The following is a 25,434-nucleotide window of genomic DNA, read 5'->3' as shown; positions in this document are numbered from 1 at the left end:
ATAATTAAAAGCTCTTAAACAAAACTCACGCAATTAATTTATTTGAAAACTCGAATGAAATCAGCGCTTCAGCACAATTCAGTGCAATTCATGCGAAACTCGCAGCGCACTTTTAATAGTCCCACGACGAACACCAGCAGCTAACACCATTGCAATAGATAATGAAAGATGCCGCTGTACATCATTGCCACCAATTTGATCCGCTAATTCAGCTAATTCGTCAGACTCAGCCGATCTGGTAACACAATAAGCGTGCTCTCTTCCAGAAAAACCATAACGTTGACGCAACGCATAAAAACTCATGCCGGTTGCATATGCCGGGTAAAGCGGTGAAGAAGATATCTTTGCGCTAATTTTCACATTTGAGGCTGCATCTTTAAATTCAGTCTCATCTTCAGATTCAGAATTAGATTTAGAATCAGATTCTGCTCCAGAATTGCTTTCATTCTGAGTTTGCTCAACGCCAAGAACATCAATACTAACGGATTGTAACGCGTTCTTAGCTAAAGTTGCAGAATTAAGTGCAATAACAACAGCTGCAGCACCATCTTCTGCACACACAGATAAAGCATGCTGTACATCTGCAATATTTAAAGGATATTGCAAAGACAATTCGCGCTGCAATGAAGTAGATCCAGCATCACTGATAACACCAACAGGATTGCCTAACATATGCAAAAAATCAGCTAATCGCAAAACGTTAGCATGAATCTCATCGTCATCGTCACCAGCAATCGCAAATGTTGCAAGGCACGAAGAAGGATCTGCATTAATATCACAAGCAAGCTTGCCCAAAGCAACTGGATTAGCAGAAGAAACAAGCAAAGGTAGACCTAAATCTGCAGCCTCACCACGAAATTCCGGCGAAACTAATGCAGCATATGCGCCAGCATCACGCGCAGCCTCAAGCTGACGACGATCAATATGACCAATTGGCACAAATAATCCACCAGGACGTACATTACGCACATCATGAGCAATAGAAGTAACAGTTACCTCAGATGCAAACGCTGGAACAACTTCAAAACCATAGTTTTTTGCAGCAAAACCTAAAGTAACTCTTACTCTTGAATATTCATCAACCACATTCATTGCACACCCTACTTAGTATTAAACAACATTGTAATGCGCTCATTACCAATTTACCGCAACAGGGTTCGTGCGTGCAGCAGGAGTTGGAACATCGTACTTTTGCATAAGGAATTCGCCGATTGTCTTGAACAATGGGCCTGCAGTCATACCACCGTAAACGCCTTGCGGATCTTTTAGCACAACGGTTACGATGAATCGAGGATTATCCGCCGGAATAGCACCAGACCAGTCGCTAATTGTGGAGCTAAGACGGCCATCAGGTCCCGCAACTTCTGCAGTACCACTCTTTGCAGCAACACGGTAACCATCAACACCTGCGAAACGGTGATAATGCTCACCTGAGTTTTCAAGAGCGTTCATCATTTGAGCTGCAACATTCTCATCAATAACTCGCGTTCCTTGAGCACGCCCAGCTTTAGTCACATGGCCATTAGAATCAATAACAGACTTAATCAAAGTTTGACGCAACTTCACGCCTTTATTCGCAATAGTTGCCATAGCATTAGTAAGCTGCAAAGCGTTCACAGCATAACCCTGGCCGAAGAGAACAGTATCCTTCTTACGACCATCCCAAGATTGCATGCTAGGAAGCAAGCCGCGAGATTCACCCTGCAAATTCAATCCGGTATACTGACCAAGACCAAACTTATAAAGATATTCGTAGCGCTTATCTAACGGATACCTTTCGCCAGCCATAACCATACCAACGTTTGAAGATTCAGCAAGAATACCAGCCAAAGTCCAATGTTCAACACCATGATCAACAGCATCGTGATATGTTTGACCATTCTTATTAATGCTGTAAGGAACCGCAAACTGATCGCTAAGCTTGTGAGCGCCGGTTTGCAACATACCAGACATTGCAAAAGCCTTACCAATAGAACCTGGTTCAAACGTTTGGCTTACTGCGCGAGACACGTTTACTTTGGATTGTGTACTACCAGCTTTAATATCGTCAGTATCTTCCAAAGCTAGAATTTCGCCAGTTCGAACATCCTGAACTACTGCAACACCCCATGCTGCACGATATTGTTTCTTTCCGTCAAGAAGAACCTTCTTAACATACCAATCAACATCGCTATCAATCGTAAGCTTAATATCGCTGCCGTTTACAGCAGGTTTAGATTCTGTTACAGTTCCTGGAATCTTCTCATTTCCAACATTATTACCTTGGTAACGCTGGTAGCCGTCTACACCGTTTAAGGTGGAGTCATGAGTTAGCTCAAGTCCAGAAACGCCAACTTCTCCCTTGCGATTCTTTAAGTCTTTACGATTAACTTCATCCGCATTTGAAACTGCACCAATTACAGAACCAAGAATTGGGCCGCTAGAATACACTCGCTCACTACTATTTTCTGCATAAATGCATCCGGAAAGATTAAGATTGTCAATAGCGCGCTTAACTGCAGGAGTTACGTTACGCTTCAACAAAACGTAGCGACCAACGCCAGCTAATTTTCCGCCAAGCTCTACAGAACTCATGTGAAGAATCGGAGCGAGCAAACGAGCAACCGCCACAGCGCCCGTGCCCTCTACCGGTTTACCATTTAGCATATGGCAATTATCTTCAGTCTGCTTAGTGCATGGAGTAGGCTTAAAAGCCTGAGCGTTAAGAGGGTCTCCAATAATATTGAATCGCTCAACGCTTTGTGCAAGAACAGCACCATTTGCATCCAAAATTTTGCCACGACGAGCAAGAATTGGGCGCACTCTGCTGCGTTCTGCTTGAGCTGCCTGTGCAGTAGAGCGTGCGTTAATTAGCTGAATATAGCTAAGCTTTGCAATGGCACAAATGCCTATGAAAGCGAAAACTATAGCAATAACAGCGCATTTACGAACAAAGTTTTGTTCTCTGGCGAAACGTTGTTTAAAAATGTGGCGCATCAATGTTTCTCCTGTTTTGCTTTCTGTTGATATTGACGATTTTGTTGTTCTTGTTTTTGAGTTTTATTTGAGTTATTAGTTTGTTTTTCGTGCTTAGTTTTCTCAGAATGACCATGTTTTCGTTTTGCTGCATAATCACTCAAGTCAATAGAAATAGAACCTTGTTGCGGAACCATTCCCATTCGTTGCGCTCTTGCAGGAAGTTCAGATTCCAAAGTATCTAATTTCGCTTGACGAGCTTCCACATCCTGATGCAAACGAGAAATACGCATCTGTACTGCAGTTTGGTCGAAGGAAATCTCTGCCATTTGCGTACGCAAAAGAAGCGAAGTCAACAACGTAACAACCATAAAAATCACAATAATCATGCAATTTACAAGAGGTACTTTGCGCGTATTGCTCCATGTCATAACCTTGCGGAATCGTTCAAGCACAGCAGAAGATTTACGTTGAGATGGGTTAAACGCCGAAGGAGCAGAATTATGTACGTATTCTTTACGAGTCGAATTATCTTTAGTACGACCAGCTGGAGCTGAAGCAGAAGACGCAGAAGAGCGCAAAACACGATTTTGCATGTTCAATACCATGTCAGCGACCTCCTTTTATAGCTTTACGACCAGCCGCCTCATCTTCAAGCCTTGGAATCCAACGCTCAGGAATAGGTCGGCATAATTCGACAGCGCGTAAACGAACTGAAGAAGATCTAGTGTTATGAACAATTTCTTCTTTAGAAGCCTTCATAGCTCCGCGAGTAAGAGCTTTAAAGAACGGCTGAGCATCGTCAGGAATAACAGGCATGTTTGCAGGAACATCGACGGTTAATCCTTGATTCATAAAACGTTTTACAGCTGTATCTTCCAATGAATGATAAGATTCAACAACTAAGCGACCATACTCACGAAGATGCAAAGCAATTTTAGGAAGAGTACGGTTCAATTTATCTAATTCACCGTTCACTTCAATACGCAAAGCTTGGAACACTCGTTTTGCTGGATTTCCAGTAGCGCGATGAGCTTTCGGAATTACAGAGTCAACTAAGCTAACCAACTGACCCGAAGTAGCAATAGGCTCCGTAGCGCGAACTTCAACAATACGACGAGCAATAAGAGACGCAAAACGTTCTTCACCATACTCGCGGAAAATTCTAGTTAATCCTCGAGAATCATAAGTAGCTAAAATCGTTGCGGCAGTAGTTGCTTGCGTTGTATCCATACGCATGTCAAGTGCCGTATCGTGAGAATAAGAAAAACCGCGATCAGTTTCGTCAATTTGCAAACTTGAAAGACCCAAATCCATAAAAGCAGCATCAATACCGTCAATGCGGTTTTCTCGTAGTACTTCATCAATCTCATCGAATGCCGCATGTGCAGGAATAAAACGATTCTCAAGGCCTTCACTACGCATTCTTTGCGTTGCTAACGAAAGTGCTTCAGCATCACGATCAATACCAATAAGTGTTGCAAAAGGCGCAGCTTTAAGAAAAGCAGTTGCATGACCAGCAAGACCTAAAGTGCAATCTACTACTATTGCGCCTTTATGTTGCAAAGAAGGAGTAACTAAATCAACACAATCTTGCAATAATACCGGTGCGTGAATAGCTGTAATGTCTTTCATAACATCAGTCATCACATCACCGCCGGAAGTACATCGTCAGCAATATCCGCATAACCTTGCTCACGATCGGCAAGATACTCTTCCCAAGCAGATTTATTCCAAATCTCTGCACGCGTACCAACACCAATAACAACAATTTGATCGCCCAAATTGGCGTAATCTCTTAACATTGGCGGCACAACAATGCGTCCCTGCTTATCTGGCTCTTCATCAACAGCGCCAGAAAGGAACACGCGAAGATAATCGCGAGCTGACTTGTTGCTCATAGATGTGCGCTGAATTTGCGTTGTCATACGCTGGAACTCAACCATAGGCAGCACGTAAACACAATGCTCTTGACCGCGAGCCATAACAAAACCAGTTCCGAGCTGAGAACGGAATTTTGCAGGAAGAGCAACACGACCTTTATCGTCAATTTTTGGAGTATAAGTGCCTAACAAAATAGGTGTTGCTGGATGAGTTGACACAGCTTCTTGATATTGAGAAGTATAAAAAGGTGCAACTGGCATAGCTGCAGCTTGTGCAGACGAATCAGCAGCGCCGGACGGAGTGGAGGTGAAAACCGGTGCTGGCATATATTGCTGCATTGCTGGCATAACAGTTGGAGGCATACCATAATAACCCTGAATTGACTGCTTAGATTGTATAGGTTGAACAGGCTGAACGTATTGTTGCTGAGGCACTTGTGAATCTTGCATTTGCAGTGGCATCTGCGATTGCTGAGAAACATTTGGATCAGCAGCTGATTGAGCCTGATTTATGGAATGCGCAGAGGAAGAATTGGCGTTATTGCGCGGTTGCTTATTAGCAGCACGACGTGCCATACTCCACCTCCTTAACTCAACATGTACTATGCCATTTACACGTTGCTCACCATTTTACCCCATTCCTCCCCAAAAATCCCCACTTTTTTACAAAATTTTTGATTTTTTTGAAGCAAATCACCAATAAAAACAAAAGACACGCATGCAGCGCTCAAGCAGGTCGTTACGAACGCAGTCGACCATCTGCACCAGTAACAAAAAACGACCAAAACTTTACAGCGGTGTAAAGAAACGGTCGCCTACGCGCGAAAAAACGGCAGAAACTGTACAGCGGTGTAAAGAAAAAGCCGTTTGCGCGCCAGAAAACGACAGAAACTGTACAGCGGTGTAAAGAAACGGTCGGCTACGAGCGAAAATCCGACAGAAACTTTACAATCGCGCTGCTAGCGAATCGATACACGCGTTAAATATTTTTGCAGTCAATAGAAAATGTCGAAAACATCTTGCGATTATGTATTTTCGACAGTTTTGGCTTGCGTTTTGTTTATTTCACCAAACGATTTGGTATTTTCGACATTTTAGTAAGCTGCAAAAATCGTAAAAACGCTTGGAACGCAGCGCGACGTCTGCAGCAGTGTCCCAAAACAAGCTACAAACGCCGGAGAAAAAACTCCAGCAAATGTTCATGAAGCTTTGCAGTAATGCTTCTGCGAACGGTAAGTATTTATTGTCTATAGAACACTAGCATTCGTGCTGCTGCACACACCACACCATACGCACCTACCACATCACAAAACAACGGTGAGTGGATTTACGAGTGGGAGATAGGAATTGCTTGTCGAGCAATATAAAAGCGGAACGATAGTAATAATCTTGTTGATAAATACTATTTCTGCAGAAAAAGTAATTAAAAAACTAAACTTAACTATGCAACCGCTAAGTCCAAATAAGGTATAAGAGCGGAGCGCTGCGAGATAAGTAATTCCTATATCACACAGACACTCCAGAAACCCGCCAGCCAAACGCCAGGCAACGCTCGCGCGGGTAACGCACTCGCTGCTGAGCTTGCACGGAAAGTCCACTGGACTTTCCGTTTGAGCAAGCTCACGCTCCGAGTTGCTTTCGCGCGCTAAATCGCAGCGCTCAAGCAGGTCGTCACGCTACAAACGCGGCAAATACTTCTCAAGTTCAAAAGGCGTAACCTGGCGACGGTACTCTTCCCACTCTTGATGCTTATTGCGCAAGAAGTACTCAAAAGCGTGTTCACCTAATACGCTTGCAACGAAGTCCGAGCGCTCCATAATCTTTAGTGCTTCATCCAAGGATTCTGGCAATGGCTGAATACCCATTGCTTGACGCTCAGCATCAGTAAGCTCCCACACATCGTCGCTAGTTGGATCGCACAAAGTCATTTGCTTTTCAATACCATCCAAACCAGCAGCAAGAAGCACAGAGTAAGCAAGATACGGATTCGCTACAGGATCTAGCGCGCGGAATTCCATTCGGCAAGAATTACCTTTACCAGGCTTGTATTGCGGAACACGCAGAAGTGCAGAACGGTTGCTATGACCCCAGCAAACATAGCTAGGAGCTTCCGCACCACCCCACAAACGCTTGTAAGAGTTCACATACTGATCAGTTACAGCGCAAATTTCTGAAGCATGATGCAAAATACCAGCCGCAAATTGACGCGCAATAAGAGACATATTAAATTCTTGACCAGCCTCATAAAAAGCGTTCGTATCACCTTCGAACAAACTCAAATGCGTATGCATACCAGAACCAGGCTGATCAGTTAAAGGTTTTGGCATAAAGCTTGCGTACATTCCGCGCTCAAGAGAAATTTCCTTAACTACAGTGCGGAAAGTCATAATATTATCCGCGGTAGTAAGAGCATCTGCATAACGCAAGTCAATTTCGTTTTGACCAGGACCACCCTCGTGATGCGAGTATTCTACAGAAATACCCATTTGCTCAAGCATACTGACTGCGCTACGACGGAAATCCATAGCCGAACTTCTAGGAACATGGTCAAAATATCCACCCTCATCAATCGGCACAGGAGCTTTGGACCAATCATCCTGAGCTTCAAACAAATAAAACTCAATCTCCGGATGCACGTAAAAAGTAAATCCTTTTTCTTTCGCTTTTGCGAGCGCAGTCTTTAAAACGTGACGAGGGTCTCCCAGCGAAGGCTCTCCGTCTGGAGTTAGCACATCGCAGAACATGCGCGCTGTGCCTTCCGGACCTCCATGCCATGGAAGAATTTGGAACGTCGACGGATCCGGCTTCACAATCATATCGTCTTCTAGGACGCGAGTCATGCCTTCTATTGCTGAGCCGTCGAACCCTATTCCCTCTTCAAAAGCTGCTTCTAATTCAGCAGGGGCAATAGCAACGGATTTAAGCGTGCCTAAGACGTCCGTAAACCAGAGTCGAATAAAACGCACGTCTCGCTCTTCAACAGTACGTAGAGCAAACTCTTGTTGTCGATCCATAATAAGCCCCTTGGGTATCATCCGGTTGTATGCATAGTCACGCACATATGCATATTCACATGCAATTGTAGTGTATTATTTCGTATTGCGCTTCATATGTTGAGCTTATATGCAATGAATTTACGTAATTGTAATGAAATTTCTACTTTCTAACGCAACTTCTTCAATTTAATATGACAATTAATTGCTCAAATTATTTTTACTTTCTTTTGCCATATTTTTGAAATAGCTCGTACGCATTTGCATCGCTTAAATCGTCACTATTGAACATTTCTATATTTTGTTTTGAAAGAGTTTGAACTGTTTCCATGCCAATAGCTAAATCTTCTACTGCACGCGACCACACAGCTAACGCCATAGGCGCAACTATTTCTTGCGGTTCGCAATTATATTCGTAAACTTTTGCAGTTAATTTATCAGCTCTATTTGTAATGAGCATAACATCCATTCCACGGAAGAAATCAACAAATTTTTGCACTGCTTCTTCCGGCTCATTGCCGTCCAAATTTTTTAATACCGCAACAGCACCTTGCTCTTCATCGAAGCATCGTGCTGAAACACTAGCCATTTTGCAAAAAGCAGCCAACAACTGCGCAGGCTGCACATACGTAATCATTAACGCAACTTTTGCCTTATTTCCAAGCAGGCCTTGCAAATCTTCTTCAAAATTAGCTTCTTCAATATTGCGCATAGCTTGATCAAGAAAATCATTTTCTTGATTATCGTCGCTTTTTTGGTTATTTTCTAAATTTTCGCTATTTAAATTTTCTTGCGACTCTTCTTTAAATTCACGTTCAAATCCCGCGAGCGCATTATCTAATTCCGCATCAGTAAAAGAAGTGCGCACAGAATCGTCATTATTGCGTTCGTCGTCATTGTTGCGTTCGTCACCATTGTTTAACATATTCGTTATTTCCTCCCCTTTCAATGAACTTCTTAAAACATACCTAGTTTTATATTTTATCAAATTAGTAGTGCATATTTTCTACGCACTAGGCAAACAACTAGATCCAAAAACAATTTTCATTTCAGCAAACAAAGAAGTATCTCGCTTTACACGGAAACGATCCCCAAACGTAAGAACTTGCGCCTTGCCAGTATCATCGACAAGAGCCAAGCGCACTTCACAGCAGCCTGGGTGTCGGCTCAAAATGTCACTTAATTGCGCAACATGACCTTTATCTAGAACTTTACGCGGAATAACAACTGTTAAAGGTCTTTCATCCACTGATTCAAGAGTTGGTATTTCAAACTCTGTAGCACGCATTGAAACAGTTTCATCACGCACTTCAACTTGTCCACGAATACGCACAACTTGATCAATTGCAAGTTCTTGCGCTGAAGCTTCGTACACTTTGCCAAAGAACATGCATTGTATTGAACTTTCCATGTCTTCAACTGTGACAATCGCCCAAGCGTTACCTTTTCGAGACACTCGCCTATCTACGCTTGTAACTAGGCCTGCAATAGTTACTTGCTGACCGTCACTCATAGTTCTCGCTCTGTCGATCAGTTGAGCGATTGACATCTCACGTAAATCTGCCAAAACTGCAGACAATCCGCTTAGTGGATGATCAGAAACGTACAATCCAAGCATTTCTCGCTCAAAATTAAGCTTTGTCTTTTTATCCCACTCTTCAACATCCGGTACAGTAATTTGCATATCTCCCATACCGTTGTCGTCATCCGAGTCAGAAGACGAATCAAGATCAGCAAATAAATCAAACTGACCCTCTGCCTGCTTACGCTTAAGCGCAATCACAGAATCAATTGCAGGATCACAAATTTGAAACAGCGCACGACGATTTAAATCAATAGAATCAAAAGCTCCAGCTTTAATAAGTGATTCTACTAAACGCCGATTAAGTGCACTAATAGGAACACGTTGTACGAAATCCATAAAGTTTACGAAACGTCCGCGCTCACCTTCGCGCTCAGTAATAATATCGTTTACTGCTTTGTCTCCAACGTTACGAATAGCACCCAAACCAAAGCGCACAACATCTCCAACCGCGGAATACTCAAGAACAGACTCGTTTACATCAGGTTGCAAAACTTGAATACCCATGCGCCTTGCCTCGCCCAAGTACAGTGCAGTTTTGTCTTTATTCGTACGTTCGTTTTGAAGCAAAGCTGCCATAAATTCCACAGGATAATGCGTTTTTAGGTATGCAGTCCAGTAAGAAATCAAGCCATAAGCTGCAGAATGAGCTTTATTAAACGCGTAACCAGAGAACGGAACCAAAACATCCCACACAGCTTGTGCAGCTTCTTCAGAATATCCGTGAGCTTTCATACCTTCAAAGAACGGCACTTGCTCTTTTGCCAGCACTTCCGGCTTTTTCTTGCCCATTGCTCGACGTAACACATCTGCTTTACCAAGACTGTAGCCTGCTAAAATACGCGCTGCAGACTGCACCTGCTCCTGGTAAACAATCAAACCGTAAGTTTCGTCCAAAACTTCCTTTAACGGCTCAGCAACTTCTGGATGAATAGGGATAATATCTTGCAAACCATTCTTGCGCTTAGCGTAATTCGTATGCGAATCCATATCCATAGGACCAGGCCTGTAAAGTGCAATCAAAGCCGAAATATCGTTGAAATTATCCGGTTTCAAAGTACGTAGAAGCGCACGCATACCGTCGGAATCAAGCTGAAAAACGCCTAAAGTGTCACCCCTAGAAAGCAGTTGATAAGTAGCTTTATCGTCTAACGGAATCTTAGTATAATCAATCGGATCCTTCCCATTATTTTCAATATTTCGCAAAGTATCGCGAATAACCGTTAAGTTAGAAAGCCCCAAAAAGTCCATTTTTACAAGACCGAGCGTTTCACAAGTGTGATACTCAAAAGTTGTAGTAATAGTACCGTCAGTGCGCTCTAAAAGCGGCGAAGTGTTTGTAATTGGCTCCGAACCCATGATTGTTGCACAAGCGTGCACACCAGTTTGACGAATCAAACCTTCAATGCCCTTAGCTTCTTCCGTAATACGATGCGTATCTGGATCCGTGTCGTACATTTCGCGAAACTCGCGCGCTTCAGCATATCGCTTTGATTTTTCGTCGAAAATATCGTGCAAGCTCATATCTTTGCCGTTTTTAGCAGGAGGAAGAACTTTCGTAATTTTTTCGCCCACTGAAAACTCGTAGCCCATAATACGCGCAGAATCTTTAAGAGCTTGCTTCGTTTTAATAGTTCCGTAAATAACGCACTGAGCAACTTTATCTCTACCGTATTTTTCGCCCACGTATTCAAGAACTTTAGCTCGACCATCCGGGTCAAAATCAACGTCAATATCAGGCAAGGATACTCGCTCTGGGTTTAAGAAGCGTTCGAAAATCAGACCATGCTTCATAGGATCAAGCTCTGTGATGCCCATTGCGTACGCAACCATAGCACCTGCAGCAGAACCACGACCAGGACCTACCATTACACCATGCGCTTTAGCCCAATTAATATAATCTGCAACAACTAAAAAGTATCCACAGAATTGCATTTGGCAAATCACACCGCACTCGTAATCGGCCTGCTTTAAAACTTCCATTGGGATGTTGTTATTGTAACGACGCTCCAAACCTTCCTCAACTTTTTTAAGGAATAGCGAAGTCTCATCCCAACCTTCCGGACAGTCAAATTGCGGCATAAAAGCACCATCTTCACCGTCGTCGAACATAACATTGCATCGACGAGCAATCTCAAGCGTGTTATCGCAAGCTTCTGGAAATTCTTTAAAAAGCTCACGCATTTGCTCAGCGGACTTCAAATAGTATCCTGAACCGTCAAACTTAAAACGGTCAGGATCGTCAAGCCTAGAACCAGAATTAATGCATAACATAGCATCTTGCGCTTCACGATCTTCTTCATGAACGTAATGCAAATCGTTCGTTGCAAGAAGAGGTGCATTAAGTTTTTTTGCAATTTCAAGCAAGTCTTTAGTTACGCGCGTTTCAATAGAAAGCCCGTGATTCATAAGCTCAATAAAGAAATTGTCACGCCCGAAAATATCTTGAAACTCGCCAGCTGCTCGTAAAGCCTCTTTGAACTGACCTAAACGAAGACGCGTTTGAATAATTCCAGAAGGGCATCCTGAAGACGCAATTACACCTTTTGAGTAAGTTGAAAGCACGTCTTTATCCATACGCGGGTAGCGCATTACACGGCCTTCAAGATTTGCAACAGACGAAGCTTTAAGAAGATTTGTTAAGCCGGTATCGTTTTCCGCCCACAAAGTCATATGCGTAATTAAACCACCGCCAGAAACGTCATCTGCACGCTGATCTTCCGTGCCCCAATGCACGCGACTTTTGTCTTGTCTTGCTGTTTCCGGAGTAACATACGCTTCTATGCCAATAATTGGCTTAATTCCAGCTTTTACAGCCGTACTCCACATTTCGTACGCGCCGTGCATGTTGCCATGATCCGTAATTGCAACAGCCGGCATGCCTAATTCTTTAGCGCGCGCTACTAAATCAGGTATTTTTGACGCACCATCTAGAAGTGAATAATGCGTGTGATTGTGTAAATGCACAAAATTGGTTTCCGGCTGAGTCATAAAAGATATTCTATAAGCGAAAGTTGACTGAAAAAACGCAAAAACGTTACTTTAATAATGCTCGCATAGCTTCTAACGCGTGTTGCAAATCAAGAGGATAATGCGACTTAACAGTCACTGATTTACCCGTGCGCGGATGCGTAAAAGTAAGTTCCATAGAATGCAACCATTGACGTTGCAACCCAAGTTTTTGAGCCAAAACTGGGTTCGCTCCATACATTGAATCCCCAACCAAAGGATGACCTATAGACGAAAAATGAACGCGTATTTGATGCGTACGACCAGTTTCCAAATTAACACTTGCTAACGTTGCTTGACCAAAACGCTCAAGCACATCCCAGTGCGTAACAGCAGGCTTGCCGTCCGAAGTAATAGTAAAACGAAAATCGGATACTTTTGCGCGACCTATAGGAGCATCAATAGTTGCCTTATCTTGCGCTAAATCTCCTTGAACAAGCGCATGATATGTTTTTTTAACGATATGCTTTGCAAACTGATTTTTCATTGCTTCATAGGCAAAATCTGTTTTGCAAATTATCATTAATCCGCTTGTTCCAACGTCTAATCTGCTTACGATTCCTTTGCGCGATTCGTCGCACAGCGTTGTTTTTATATCTATTCCAGCAGCTTCTAGGCATTCTGGAACTGTCGGTCCGCTCCATCCTTTTGCTGCGTGAGACGCCACTCCAACAGGCTTATCTATTACAACAACATCGTCGTCGTTGTAAATGATTGGAATATTATATACAGAAGATTTATTATTTCGCTCTTCTTTTCGTTCTGCACTTTCTTTTTGATCGACAACAATCGTATCTCCATCTTGTAAAATGGAGGATTTTTGTGATTTTCTACCTAAGATTTTCGCTTGGTTACGCTCAATAAGAGATATCGCATTTGCACGCGAAACTCCCATTAGCTTTGATAAGCAAACGTCAAATCTGCAGCCGGAAAATTGGCTTGTAACTTTAAAGCAAATATCACTCATCGGCATGCTCTAAAAGAGGAATCCCAATCAAAATAAGGCATACAACTGCGATTCCTGCAAACATAAGCTCAATATCCGCAACGTTGCCAACAGACCAACCGTAGTTTATAAAATCTACGACTTTGCCATTCAAAAAACCTTGAGCATATTGCGCTCTATCAATGAGGTTTCCAAAAGCTCCAGCAAACGCTAGAGCAAACGCAATAGTCCAATACAAAGATTTTGTGTGCTTAATAGCCGCTATCATGGCACCACAAGCAGCACAAGCTAATACGCTAATAACCCATGTAAAAGAAGAACCTAAGCCAAATGATGCTCCAGGATTTCGTACAAGAGTTAAAGAAAGCAAGTGCGGCACAAGCTCAATGTTTTTCCCGTCACTAAGCGTCGACAAAGCCCAGAGTTTTGTTATGCGATCTAGCACAACACCAATAAAAACAATCAGTGCAAAAACGGCTACGCGAGTACGTAGCCGTTTCACACGCACATCTCTATGCGTCAATATTTATCCGATCTTTAGTAATTCAAATAGTATCGGTGCAGTGCGCAACATTTTAAAATATCAGTTACGCACTGCTAAAAACTACTCTTGCTTACCAGATTCCTCACCCTGCTTCTGACCTAATCCAGCATAGGTATTTTCATCAGAAACTTGAGCAACCAATTGACCAAGGAAATCAGTCAAGCGAGTACGATATTCAGTTTCAAACTGCTTGAGGCTCTGAATATTCCCTTCAATAACTTGAGTTTGCTTCTCAAGATTCTCACGTACCTGACGAGCATATGCATCAGCAGCTGTACGAGTTGTAGAATCATAGTCTGCAGCACGATGCTGTACTTCAGCCTCATACTGGTCAGCTTGATCATGCGTCTGCTTAGAGTAATCATCAGCAGCTTGACGAACCTTACCAGAGTAAGCATCAGCTTCATTGTGAGCACGAGCAGCATAAGAATCAGCATCGCTGCGAGTACGAGTAGAGTAATCGTCAGCATCAGCATGAGTCTGTTTGCTGTACTCTTCAGCTTCAGAACGAGTACGTGCAGAATATTCATCCGCCTTAGCAACAGTTTCATTATAACGAGCTTGGCTTTCTTCAACAATTTGCTGAGCCTTAGCCTTGCCCTTATCTACATATTGATCATGCAATTGCATAGCAAGAGTCAACATTGCAGTTGCACGTTCTGGTTCAGAACCTTGTGCTTCTGCACCAGCACCAGCAATCTTTTGCAAGCTACCTGTTTCAGTATTTGGCTCCATCTTAGCAACCTGCTTTCGAAGCTGCTCTTCACGCTGACGGGACTCTTCCAATTGCTTGGAAAGTTCCTCAATCTTAGTGTTTTCTTGCTGAGTGACAACAAGCTGCTGACGAACAGTTTCAAGCTCGCGACCCAAGTTTTCGCTGCTTGCACGGAAGTCGTCACGCTCGCGAGTAACAGTTTCAAGCTCTTTTTGAACCTGCTTAGCATTGTCTGCTTGAGCAGTTTGAGCAGTCAACTGATCTACCTGTGCACCCAAACCATCTAACTGTTCCTTCAACTGCTGGTTTTGAGCAGTCAAAGCACGATTACTTTCTTCAGCTTCACGCAACTTAGTTGCAGTAGCTTCAAGTTGAGAAGCAGCTTCATTTGATTCACCCTGCTTCTTAGAAGCATTACGCAATGCCTCATTTTCTTTAGTTAAGGATTCTACCTTAGAAGTTAACTCAGCAATCTTCGTATTCAAACCCGCAACATCACGGCCAAGAGATTGCGTGGAAGCCCCTAGGCCCTGCACTGCCTGCTGACCGAGTGCTTCTATTGTTTCTGTAACCTGATCGAGAAACTCGTCGACCTCGTCAACGTCATAACCTCCCTTAAAACGTACAATTTGGAAGGTATGCTCTCGAATGTCCTTAGGCGTCAACAGAGTCATATGCTTTACACCTCGCTTTTTGGGCACAGCCCTTTGATATATATCTATTCGATGCTATCACGTCCGCAGAAAATTAGTGCGGTTAATACAAAAATTTATGTAACAAAACGCCGCTTTTATAAAAATTACGCGTTGAAAAAACATAAACTCATCTATAACCAAATTTGAAGAACGTACAAAGCAAAATATAAAAGCATATAACTTACGTCAATACTAATTTTTCCACAACGAGTTGGCGGAATAAACTTGCGCAATACGCGTAATGGCGGTTCTGTTGTGAAATAAATAATCCGTATTAGAAAATTAAAAACACCTCTAGGACGCATACGAGGAACAAGCACAAATAACCAATCTGCAACCATTCGAATAATCATTATTATCAAATAAGCGCGTATAATCACACGCAATACAGATAACGCAACAAATATCATTCGAACATCACCTTACAAAATAATACAACTGACACATTCAAGTTAAGCATACGCTGCAGAATCAAAATGCAAGAATAACAGATGCTATGCAACAGATGCATATCATTAAACTTCAGTTTTACGAGATATAATCTCACTGATTGTATTGATATTATTCAAAAGGAAGGTCGACAATGACTGTTCTCGTTACAGGTGGATGCGGATACATTGGAGCACACGTAGTTCACGCCTTACATGAAACAAATCAAAATGTCGTCGTCGTTGACGATTTAAGCTACGGAAAGCCTACAAGAATTGAAGGCGCACGTCTTTATGGTATGGATATCTCTTCTCCTGATGCAGGAAAACGACTTGCGCAAATCATGAAGGACGAGAATGTTGATGCTGTAATTCACTTTGCTGCTAGAAAGCAAGTTGGAGAGTCCGTAGAAAAGCCACTTTGGTATTATCAACAGAATATTAACGGCATGCTTAATGTGCTTGAAGGCATGAAAGATAGCGGAGTTAAGAAGCTCGTATTTTCTTCTTCTGCAGCAACTTATGGCGTACCTCCTGTTGAAGTTGTACCAGAAGATGTTGTGCCAATGTTGCCAATTAACCCTTATGGTCAAACCAAGCTTTTTGGCGAGTGGATGGCACGTGCTTGCGAGCACACATACGGAATTCGCTTCTGCGCACTGCGTTACTTCAACGTAGCTGGATGCGGGCCGGTGGAATTGGAAGATCCTGCGATTTTGAACTTAATTCCTATGCTTCTTGACAGACTACAGCGAGGAAAAGCACCTGCTATTTTTGGCGACGACTACCCTACTGCTGATGGTACTTGCATTCGCGACTATATTCACGTCTCTGATTTAGCAGACGCGCATATTGCGGCACTCACGTATTTGGATCGCGACGAGCGCAAGTACGACGCTTTTAACGTAGGAACTGGTAAGGGTACGTCTGTGCGCGAAATTGTTGACGAAGTGCGCAGAGTGACCGGTTTGCCATTTAAAGAAACTGTTCTTGATCGCAGAGCTGGAGATCCTCCACAGCTTATTGGCAGCACGAAGCGAATTAACGAAGAAATGGGATGGCATGCTCGCTACGACGTTAAGGATATCGTAGAATCTGCTTGGGCAGCTTGGCAGGCAAATCCTGAGCATCATATTGATGTTGATTCGTGGAAGCAGCTTGACTAGCGAATAAAACAAAACGCGCGGCACAAATCATGTCGCGCGTTTTTTGTTGTGGCTCCGAGCGGGATCGATCCGCTGACCTAGCGATTTTCAGTCGCTCGCTCTACCAACTGAGCTACAGAGCCATGATGAATAAAAAACCCGGCGAACCGGGTATTCTACTAATCGCGACCCCGGCCGGACTTGAACCGGTGACCTCCGCCGTGACAGGGCGGCGCTCTAACCAACTGAGCTACGGGGCCGTGGCTTTGTTCTCTCGAACAGCCGAGTCACTATCTTACAGAATCCTTAGCAAAATGCAAGTGCCGCGCGTGTTCGGCGTGTTGCAGCACAAAATCAAGCTATTATTCAAGCTCAACAGCTCCAGTGCAAAGCTGATAATACTCCCCACGTTTTGCCAATAATTCCTCATGTGAACCGCGTTCAATAATGCGACCGTGATCCAGCACCATAATCACATCAGAATTGCGCACTGTAGACAGCCTGTGAGCGATTACAAATACAGTGCGCCCTTCCATCAAAGAATCCATTCCATGTTGAACTAATTCTTCAGTATGCGTGTCAATCGATGAAGTTGCTTCATCGAGAATTAACACAGGCGGATTTTCTACTGCAGCACGAGCAATAGAAATAAGCTGTTTCTGGCCTTGAGAAAGCCCTTCACCGCCATTGTTAAGCTGCGTATTGTATCCGTCAGGAAGATGAGAAATAAACGCGTCAGCATGAGCCAATTTTGCAGCTTGAATACAATCTTCGTCGCTAGCATCAAGATTTCCATAACGAATATTGTCCATTATTGTGCCTGTAAATAAATTCACATCTTGCAAAACAGTGCCAATAGCGTGGCGCAAATCCGTTTTGCAAATATCGCGCACGTCAATGCCATCATACAAAATTTGTCCATCATCAATGTCGTAAAAACGCGTAAGAAGGTTAGCAATAGTAGTTTTTCCAGCACCTGTAGCTCCAACAAGAGCAACTTTTTGACCAGGTTTTGCAAACCACGTAATATCGTGCAAAACTGGATGATTTTCTTTGTAACCAAACACAACATCCGTAAAACGCACGTCGCCTCGAAGCAAAGTATAGCGACCATCTTTAGAAGTGCGAGCATCTCGCTTTGCATGGCACACAATCTCTTGAGCCATTTCGCTTAAGTTTTGAGCGCGCTTTTTAGCTTTAGTGCCATTATCTTGCTTTGATCTTTTCCAAGCCCAATAAATATTGCTTCCTTCAGATTGTTCGTCTACTTCTTCAAGCACATCAAATGCTGATTTTTCTTCAAGATCTTCATCAGACTGAGGTACACGCACTTTAACTAATTGCACACTGCCAGAATCAAGTTCTGGCTTTTCATCAAGTAACTCAAAAATACGAGAAGCTCCTGCAAGAGCCATCATAAGTGCGTTAGCTTGCATTGTAATTTCGCCAATAGGGTTAATAAATGCGCGCGAAAGTGCCAGCAAAGATATAAGCGTACCCAATGTAAGAGTACTAGATCCAGATAATCCCAGCGTTGGCAGACCCACTGAAGCAGCCCACGCACCAAGTAAAGCAATTAATACATAAAGCAAATAGCTTGCATTACTAATAACAGGCATTACGTTATTTGCATAAGAATTCGCACTTGCAGAAATTTTTTGCACTTTTTCTATGCAATTATCTAATTTTTCAATAGAATCTGCTTCATGATTGAAAATTTTAATTACTTTGCTTCCAGTTGCAGATTCTTCAACAAACTCATTTAACTCGCCTAATGCATGCTGGAATTGTTCAAATAAACTGCCAGATTTCTTTAGCATAAAACGCACTAAATAAAGCAATATTGCAGTGAATATAGCTACAAAAACTGCAACCGGAAGCGATAAGCACATAATAGATATAAACGCTGCCAAAATTGACATTAGTGCAGAAAAAGAGTCAGGAAAAGCCCACGAAATTGCTTCACGAAGAACCTCAGTATCGTTTGTGTAACGGCTCATAATATCGCCGTAACCTTGAGAATCTAAGTAACGCAATGAAAGCTTCTGCTGATGCTTAAACATAGAATCTCGCAAATCACGCATAACACTTTCAGATATATTCGCAACAAGCCTGCTCCAAAGCCAAGAACAAAACACGCCAACAACATAAACACTTGCCATCAGAATAATCATGCGAACAAGAGGCGTCCAATCCTGATTATGCTTACCGACAAGCGGAAGAATATACGAGTCGACAAGAGATTGCAAAAACATTGCGCTTGCAGCTTGCACGATTGCGCTAACTATTATTGATGCAATAATTACGCAAATTTTAACTCGATACACAAGCACATAAGAGGCAAGTCTGCTAAGAGTTTTCCAACTAATAGCTGAATCATTTTTAGAAGAGTGAGCCGTTTTATTCTTAGCCATTGTTATTTAGCTCCTTCTTCTTTAGTTGCGCTAGTTATGCGACTTTTTTCTTGAGAAACCGCCATATTTCTGTAAATTTCACAAGATTTAAATAATTCATCATGCGAACCGTTAGCAACAACACGACCATCTTTAAGAACAACAATAATATCCGCATGTTCGATTGAAGATATGCGCTGAGCAACGATAATTTGCGTAGAATCAGGCATAAACTTTTTCAAGCCATCGCGAATTTTACTATCCGTTTTCATATCAACCGCACTCATCGAGTCGTCGAGGATTAAAATTTTCGGCTTCCTCAAAAGTGCGCGCGCAATGCACAAACGCTGTCGCTGACCACCGGAAACATTCTTACCACCCTGGTCAATATGCGTATTGTAGCCGTCTGGTAAATCTTTAATAAACTCATCAGCACAAGCAATTTCGCAAGCTTGACGCAAATCATTATCGCTTGCTTCCGCCCTACCCCAGCGAAGATTTTCTGCAATTGTGCCACTAAACAAAATATTTTTTTGTAGAACAACACCAACTTCTTCACGCAAACTAGAAGAATCATAATCGCGAATATCTTTTCCGCCTACAAAAAGAGTGCCAGAAGTTACGTCATAAAGTCTTGCAATTAATTGCACTAAACTTGATTTTCCAGATCCCGTTGCACCAACAACGCCAACAGTTGCTCCAGAAGGAATAGATATATTTATATCATGTAAAATTTCCTGTTCTGCTGGAGTGGATTCATCTGTATTATCTGATTGAGGATAGCGTAACGAAACATTTTCAAAACGCACAGAAGCGTCAGAAAGCTTTGTAAGTGGATGCTTGGAAACAACTTCAGTATTTCGAGATTGCAAAACATGTGAAATACGATGCATCGAAGCTCGAGCTGTTAACGACATTACAAAAACTGCAACTAAATTCGCTAAAGCAAACAAAATTTGCAAAGCATACACTACTAATGCAGCAAGATTTCCCGTTGTTAAACCAAAAGCAGGATTATTTCCTGAAGCCACAATTTCGTGCGAAGCCAACCACGCAATAAGCAGCATGCCAGAATAAAAACATAAGTTAAACAAAGGAATACTGCAATTTAACACATACTCAGCTTTAATAAAATAATCATAGATTTTATGCGAAATACGCGTAAAACGACTTATTTCATAATCAGAACGCACATAAGACTTTACGACGCGAATATTATGCAAATTCTCGCCAACTCTATTATTCATCTCGTCAATCATTCGATAAATTCGAGAAAATGCTGGAGCAACTATACTCGCACCAAAAGCGCCAATTGCACCAACAATAGGCACGAATGAAAGAAAAACCCACGAGATAGCAGGGCTAATTGAAAAAGTAAACCACCAAGCAGTGATGATAATCATAACGCTGCGAACACCAGAGCGAATAATCATTTGGTAAGCAAATTGCACATTTGACACATCGCTAGTCATACGCGTAACAACAGTGCCGCTAGAAAACTTATCTAAATCAGAAAAACTTAAACCTTGCAAGCGTGAAAACATGTTGTGGCGCAAATTTTTACCAAAACCAGCACTAGAATGCGCGCAGCAAATACCAGAAATAATGCCTGTAATCATTGCAATTGCAGCAAAAATGAGCAATTGCAAACCATAATATTGCACAGCTTCTTGAGAACGTGACATAATGCCAAAATCAATAAGATTTGACATTACTGTAGGGATCTCAATTTGCATAGCAGCTTCAACGAGAATAGTAACAACTGTTAAAACGCCAAGAAAACGGTACTTTTTTAAAGATAACAGAATCGTACGCAATGCGCGAGGAGGATTATTGCTAATTTTTCGTGAATTGTTCTTCGGCTTTTCTGCCATTGCATCCCTTCCCCTACATAACGTCATGTGTAGGTTTAATAATATCACTTCTTCAAATACATATTTGAATTATTGCGCATGGCGCATTTCCGTATTGAGTTACTTCATTACCAAATGCATAAATAGATGAATCTTTGACATAGTAGTATACAGACAAATCACATACGAAAAAGTGCTTCTACACATTCAAATTATAAACAACGATTGATTTCATCTTATAAAAAATTATATAATAAAAAAATGTATATTCGCATGTATAAAGAGGTACTGTCATGAATATAAAAAAGCTATTAATAGAATACTTACTTGCTCAGTAGCATTATCCATGTCTTTTTTACTATCATTGCAAGTTCAAGCCAACACCCAAGAAGAAACTTATGAGTAACACAAAGATAGTTGGCGCTGTAGCACAGCAGAAAGGCATTCGTGTCGACTTGCAGTGAGAATTTCCACATTAATATCAACAATTATGTGAGGAACAATATGAACAGCAAACACATAGTTCTACTGCCAATAACGCTGCTTTGTTATATTTCGTCAGCTATTTATTTCTTTAAACAATTGAAGGACTTAAAAGACGATAACACTTGTATTAATACTGTTAGTCTCACCATTCAAGCATTCGTCCTATTAATATTACTAATCTATCTTTTATATTTATGCAAAGAAAAAACATACCCAACTGTATATCGTTTAGTTACAGTATTTATGAGCATAGTTAGCATAATTCTTTTGACAGTTTGCAATACAGATGTTACTAGGTTAATTATATTTAGCTTAACATGTGTATATGTATGCATTCTTATAATCGTCCACAAACATTGTTAAATATATCGTATGAGTGGCGCATTCAATAGGATTACGAAGCATCACCTTCGCCTTGCGCGCGGTCTTTTCCGTAAATTGACGGAATAAAACGCTCCTGATCGTGAAGCTTTTCCCAGATTACAGGAGGATTTTGCGGATTTTCCAACGACTTTGGCACGTCAATAATTCGCTGATTACTAGAGCCGCGGAATTGCAGCAGCGAATCGTGCAAATCTTTCATATAACGGCCGTCAACAAGAATATCAATGTAACGTAGCAACTCAAGCTTATCAGGCGTCTCCCCTTTGCGCATAAGCTCTTCCCAAGTGTATCCAGTCCAACTCCAAATGTCTTTCGTATGACCAAATTCGCTTCTAATACGCTTGCAAAGAGGCAATAAAATGCCAGTATTAAGCAGCGGCTCGCCGCCAAGAAGCGTTAAACCTTGCACATAAGGCTGCGCCAAATCTTCCATGATTTGATCTTCAAGCTTTTGAGTATAAGGATGACCTGCGCGAAAATCCCAAATCGACTCGTTATAGCACTCAACGCAATGGAACGGGCAGCCGGAAACGTAAAGCGAACAACGAATCCCCTCGCCGTCAGTCATCAAAAAACGCTTGTAATCGGCGATCATCCCCTGGCTCATGCGCTCACTAGACCACTGTCCTGCGCGAGGGTTATTGGAAAGAGAGGTAGGAATCCACGGTCCACGATTCACGTCTGCAGGCGCAAAATCGTGCAAACTCATGCGAGCCATATCCAACCCCCTTCCAAACCGAATAAGCAACTAAAAAATAAACGACCAAATTTGCGAAAATAAAATAAATCCAGCCGTTAGAAAGTGCAATCACAAAACGCAATACATTTCTAACGGCCAGATTATCACCAAACAACAAACACAAGAAAAGCTATTTATTTAGCTAAATTATCTAGTCATACTTATTTTACTAAGTTTCAACATAGTAAATTAGCTAAGTTTATTTTGTTTCCTCATACCATTCACGAGACTCACCGTTGTTAAGAGTCACATGGCCAGTTTCGCCAGACATGTGCTTTACGCGGTGAGCGATTTCTTCGTGACGTCCGTGAACCATTGGGCGCTGAACAGGATTGCCCAAGTAGCCGCAAGTACGCTTAGTCACATTGCACTTATCTGGGTCGCTGTTGCCGCACTCCGGGCAACGGAAGCCTTCTTTAGTCGGCTCAAAATCGCCCTGGAATCCACAAACGAAGCAGTGATCGATTGGCGTATTCGTACCCAAGTAACCGATGCCAATCTTGTAAGCGTAATCCCAAACAGCTTCCAAAGCCTTAGGATTCGCCTGCAAGCATGGGAACTCGCAGTAGTTAATAAAGCCGCCGGAAGCAAGATACGGGAAGTCAACCTCGTAGCGAAGCTTCTCCATAGGAGTTGGCTGCAACCAAACCGGGTAATGGAAGGAATTAGTGTAGAAGTCGTGATCGGTAACGCCTTCAATGCGGCCGAACTTCTGACGATCCATACGGTTAAAGCGGTCAGTCAAAGACTCAGCAGGAGTTGAGTAAACAGAATAATGGTAGCCTTCAGCCTTTGACCACTGCTGGCAAAGCTTATTCATGCGGCGAACCAAAGAAAGCGCAAACTCCTTGCCTTCCTCATTCCAGCTGTGATCTTGCATCCAATCCTTGCCGAAGAACACTGCAGTAGTTTCGTACAAGCCAATGTAACCAAGCGAAACTGTAGCGCGCTCGTTACGGAACAGCTGATCCACACTTTCGTTAGCTTCCAAACGACCAAAAGCACCGTAACGGAATAGCGTTGGAGCGTTTACAGGAGTTGCTTGCTTGCAACGCATAATACGGAATCGCAAAGCCTGGTGAGCTACTTCCATACGCTCGTCGAAAAGCTTCCAGAAGCGAGTCACATCGCCGTGAGATTCAAGAGCAATACGTGGCATGTTAACAGTTACAACGCCAAGATTCATACGGCCATCTTCAACATCTTTGCCGGTCTTTGGATCAATCCAACCCTGAAGGAATGAACGGCAACCCATAGGAGCCTTGAAGGAGCCAGTAATCTTAATAATATTCTCGTAGAACACAACATCCGGATACATGCGCTTAGTAGAGCACTCAAGCGCAAGCTGCTTCAAATCGTAGTTCGGGTCGCCAGCGTCCGCGTTAACACCGTGCTTAATAGTAAACACAAGCTTAGGGAAGATTGCAGTATGACGATCTTTGCCGAGACCACGAATACGGTTAAGCAAAATAGCGCGCTGAATTTCGCGGGCAAACCAAGAAGTACCCAAGCCAAAGCCAACAGTTACGAACGGAGTCTGACCGTTAGAAACACGGTTGGAATTAATTTGATATTCCATCGTTTGCATAGCGTCGTAAATAGCTTTACGCGTCATAATCTTTGCATAAACTTCACGAAGCTGATCAAGCTCACTCAAGTTTTCGTCAAAAGGAGTATCAGCAGGAAGTGGATCTCTGTCCAAGCAATGAAGATTCTTAGGCTCCTGAGCTTTTAGGCCGTCAATCATATCTTTTGCAACTTGAATTGGCGTGGAATCAGGAATCATAGCGTGCGCCATAGCAAGATTTTTGTCGTAATCGCACTTAGCATAAGGCTCAAGCATCTCGTCAGCGCGATTAACAGTCTGACCACCGTATTGCGCTCCAGCAATATCCTTAATAATTTGCGTAACCTGAGTTGCAGCAGTACCAATAGACTTTGGGCTATCCATCATTGCGTTACCAAGAGCAAAGCCCTTAGCAAGCATATCGCCAAAATCAGGAAGCGAGCAGTTGCTCATGCAAGTAAATGGCGAATAATCAGCGTCGTGGAAGTGAATATCACCTTTCATATGAGCGTTAGAAACTGCGTGAGGAAGCATAGAGAACGCAGAAGCCTTGGAAACAGCGCCTGCAAGAAGATCGCGCTGAGTTGCATAAACATTGGAATCCTTATTTGCGTTTTCGCGAACAAGAGACTCATCACGATTTACAAGGCGGTTAACAGCCTCGTTGATATCGGTAGCTTTAGCGCGGTCGATATCTCGGTTCAGTCGGTAGCTCGTGTAGCAGCGAGCAACCTCGTAAAGATGATTCTCAATAAGACTGTGCTCAACCAAAGTCTGAATATCTTCGATTTTTGCTGGACCATTGTAACGATCCTGAATCTCAGCTTCAATATGATCTGAAATATCGCGAATCATCTGCTCTTCTTGCGGACCGACTTCCTTGCCTAAGTCCTTAAAAGCAGCCTTAATTGCCATAATGATATTCAGCGGATCAAAATCAACTACGCGACCATCGCGCTTTTCGACCTGCACACGAGAAACTGGAGCTTCAACTACATCATCCGTACAATTTTCTGCGCTTGTGACAGCAGTTTCTTCCAAAACCTGCATCGGTACAGACCTTTCTTAAACACTGTTCCTTCTAGCAAATTTTCTCGTTGCAAACATGGGAACTATT

The 25,434-nt window shown here is 42.5% G+C and carries 17 protein-coding genes and 2 tRNA genes; 1 reads left to right on the top strand and 18 read right to left on the bottom strand.

The genetic code is table 11. The features are described 5' to 3' along the window. Window positions 1-78: 78 nt before the first annotated feature. The 12 genes from HXT43_RS01315 to HXT43_RS01260 all read right to left on the bottom strand — a co-directional run bounded on the left by HXT43_RS01315 (window position 79) and on the right by HXT43_RS01260 (window position 15,663). Window positions 79-1,092, bottom strand: a complete 1,014-nt coding sequence (locus HXT43_RS01315; protein WP_117008687.1) for a UDP-N-acetylmuramyl peptide synthase — start codon at window positions 1,090-1,092, stop codon at window positions 79-81. Between the two features lie 42 nt (window positions 1,093-1,134). Then, on the bottom strand, window positions 1,135-2,976 hold the full coding sequence (locus tag HXT43_RS01310; protein WP_174143293.1) for a peptidoglycan D,D-transpeptidase FtsI family protein: 1,842 nt from the start codon (window positions 2,974-2,976) through the stop codon (window positions 1,135-1,137). Further along, window positions 2,976-3,563, bottom strand: a complete 588-nt coding sequence (locus tag HXT43_RS01305; RefSeq protein WP_004107375.1) for a hypothetical protein — start codon at window positions 3,561-3,563, stop codon at window positions 2,976-2,978. The genes HXT43_RS01310 and HXT43_RS01305 overlap by 1 nt, the downstream gene beginning before the upstream one ends. A 1-nt stretch (window position 3,564) precedes the next feature. Continuing rightward, the gene (gene rsmH, locus HXT43_RS01300; protein WP_174191650.1) at window positions 3,565-4,590 is read right to left on the bottom strand and encodes a 16S rRNA (cytosine(1402)-N(4))-methyltransferase RsmH; all 1,026 of its coding nucleotides are present in this window, start codon (window positions 4,588-4,590) and stop codon (window positions 3,565-3,567) included. Between the two features lie 11 nt (window positions 4,591-4,601). Next, the gene (mraZ, locus tag HXT43_RS01295; protein WP_415707088.1) at window positions 4,602-5,414 is read right to left on the bottom strand and encodes a division/cell wall cluster transcriptional repressor MraZ; all 813 of its coding nucleotides are present in this window, start codon (window positions 5,412-5,414) and stop codon (window positions 4,602-4,604) included. Between the two features lie 1,100 nt (window positions 5,415-6,514). After that, the gene (glnA, locus tag HXT43_RS01290) at window positions 6,515-7,852 is read right to left on the bottom strand and encodes a type I glutamate--ammonia ligase (RefSeq protein ID WP_004107357.1); all 1,338 of its coding nucleotides are present in this window, start codon (window positions 7,850-7,852) and stop codon (window positions 6,515-6,517) included. A 199-nt stretch (window positions 7,853-8,051) separates the two neighbouring features. Continuing rightward, on the bottom strand, window positions 8,052-8,756 hold the full coding sequence (locus HXT43_RS01285; protein ID WP_004107354.1) for a hypothetical protein: 705 nt from the start codon (window positions 8,754-8,756) through the stop codon (window positions 8,052-8,054). An 81-nt stretch (window positions 8,757-8,837) separates the two neighbouring features. Continuing rightward, window positions 8,838-12,404, bottom strand: coding sequence for a DNA polymerase III subunit alpha (gene dnaE / locus HXT43_RS01280; protein ID WP_415707087.1), 3,567 nt, complete (start codon window positions 12,402-12,404; stop codon window positions 8,838-8,840). Between the two features lie 46 nt (window positions 12,405-12,450). Beyond that, window positions 12,451-13,389: an RluA family pseudouridine synthase gene (locus tag HXT43_RS01275; RefSeq protein WP_116442807.1), complete on the bottom strand. Its 939-nt coding sequence runs from the start codon at window positions 13,387-13,389 to the stop codon at window positions 12,451-12,453. After that, entirely contained in the window at window positions 13,382-13,876 is a 495-nt protein-coding gene (locus HXT43_RS01270; protein WP_004107349.1) for a signal peptidase II, read from the bottom strand. Before HXT43_RS01270 ends, HXT43_RS01275 begins: the two co-directional genes overlap by 8 nt. Window positions 13,877-13,972: 96 nt before the next feature. Beyond that, window positions 13,973-15,301 carry a DivIVA domain-containing protein gene (locus HXT43_RS01265; RefSeq protein ID WP_004107347.1) on the bottom strand — a complete coding sequence of 443 codons (1,329 nt, stop codon included), beginning with the start codon at window positions 15,299-15,301 and terminating at the stop codon, window positions 13,973-13,975. Window positions 15,302-15,453: 152 nt separating this feature from the next. Further along, the gene (locus tag HXT43_RS01260; RefSeq protein WP_254596667.1) at window positions 15,454-15,663 is read right to left on the bottom strand and encodes a YggT family protein; all 210 of its coding nucleotides are present in this window, start codon (window positions 15,661-15,663) and stop codon (window positions 15,454-15,456) included. A 242-nt stretch (window positions 15,664-15,905) separates the two neighbouring features. Between HXT43_RS01260 and galE the strand changes: the two genes are divergently transcribed. Continuing rightward, on the top strand, window positions 15,906-16,916 hold the full coding sequence (gene galE, locus HXT43_RS01255) for a UDP-glucose 4-epimerase GalE (protein ID WP_004107342.1): 1,011 nt from the start codon (window positions 15,906-15,908) through the stop codon (window positions 16,914-16,916). 49 nt (window positions 16,917-16,965) lie between these two features. Here the strand turns inward: galE and HXT43_RS01250 are convergent. From HXT43_RS01250 to nrdD, 6 genes are all read right to left on the bottom strand, one after another. Beyond that, window positions 16,966-17,038 (bottom strand) — tRNA-Phe (locus tag HXT43_RS01250). A gap of 43 nt (window positions 17,039-17,081) precedes the next feature. Next, window positions 17,082-17,155, bottom strand: a tRNA-Asp gene (locus HXT43_RS01245). Window positions 17,156-17,257: 102 nt separating this feature from the next. Continuing rightward, window positions 17,258-19,309 (bottom strand): ABC transporter ATP-binding protein, encoded by a 2,052-nt coding sequence (locus HXT43_RS01240; RefSeq protein WP_004118732.1) that lies wholly within the window; start codon window positions 19,307-19,309, stop codon window positions 17,258-17,260. Between the two features lie 2 nt (window positions 19,310-19,311). Next, complete coding sequence (locus HXT43_RS01235) at window positions 19,312-21,162, bottom strand: ABC transporter ATP-binding protein (RefSeq protein WP_101892127.1); 1,851 nt, start codon at window positions 21,160-21,162, stop codon at window positions 19,312-19,314. An 859-nt stretch (window positions 21,163-22,021) separates the two neighbouring features. Continuing rightward, window positions 22,022-22,729: an anaerobic ribonucleoside-triphosphate reductase activating protein gene (nrdG, locus tag HXT43_RS01230; protein ID WP_082851874.1), complete on the bottom strand. Its 708-nt coding sequence runs from the start codon at window positions 22,727-22,729 to the stop codon at window positions 22,022-22,024. A 220-nt stretch (window positions 22,730-22,949) separates the two neighbouring features. Continuing rightward, a complete protein-coding gene (gene nrdD / locus HXT43_RS01225; RefSeq protein WP_004118729.1) occupies window positions 22,950-25,367 on the bottom strand; it encodes an anaerobic ribonucleoside-triphosphate reductase in 2,418 nt (805 codons plus the stop codon). Window positions 25,368-25,434: the final 67 nt, after the last annotated feature.

This window comes from Gardnerella sp. DNF01195, from assembly GCF_049244175.1.
Classification (GTDB): Bacteria; Actinomycetota; Actinomycetes; order Actinomycetales; family Bifidobacteriaceae; genus Bifidobacterium; species Bifidobacterium leopoldii.
Note: the sequence above shows the minus strand (reverse complement) of the source record. Positions and strands in the feature narration are given on the sequence as shown.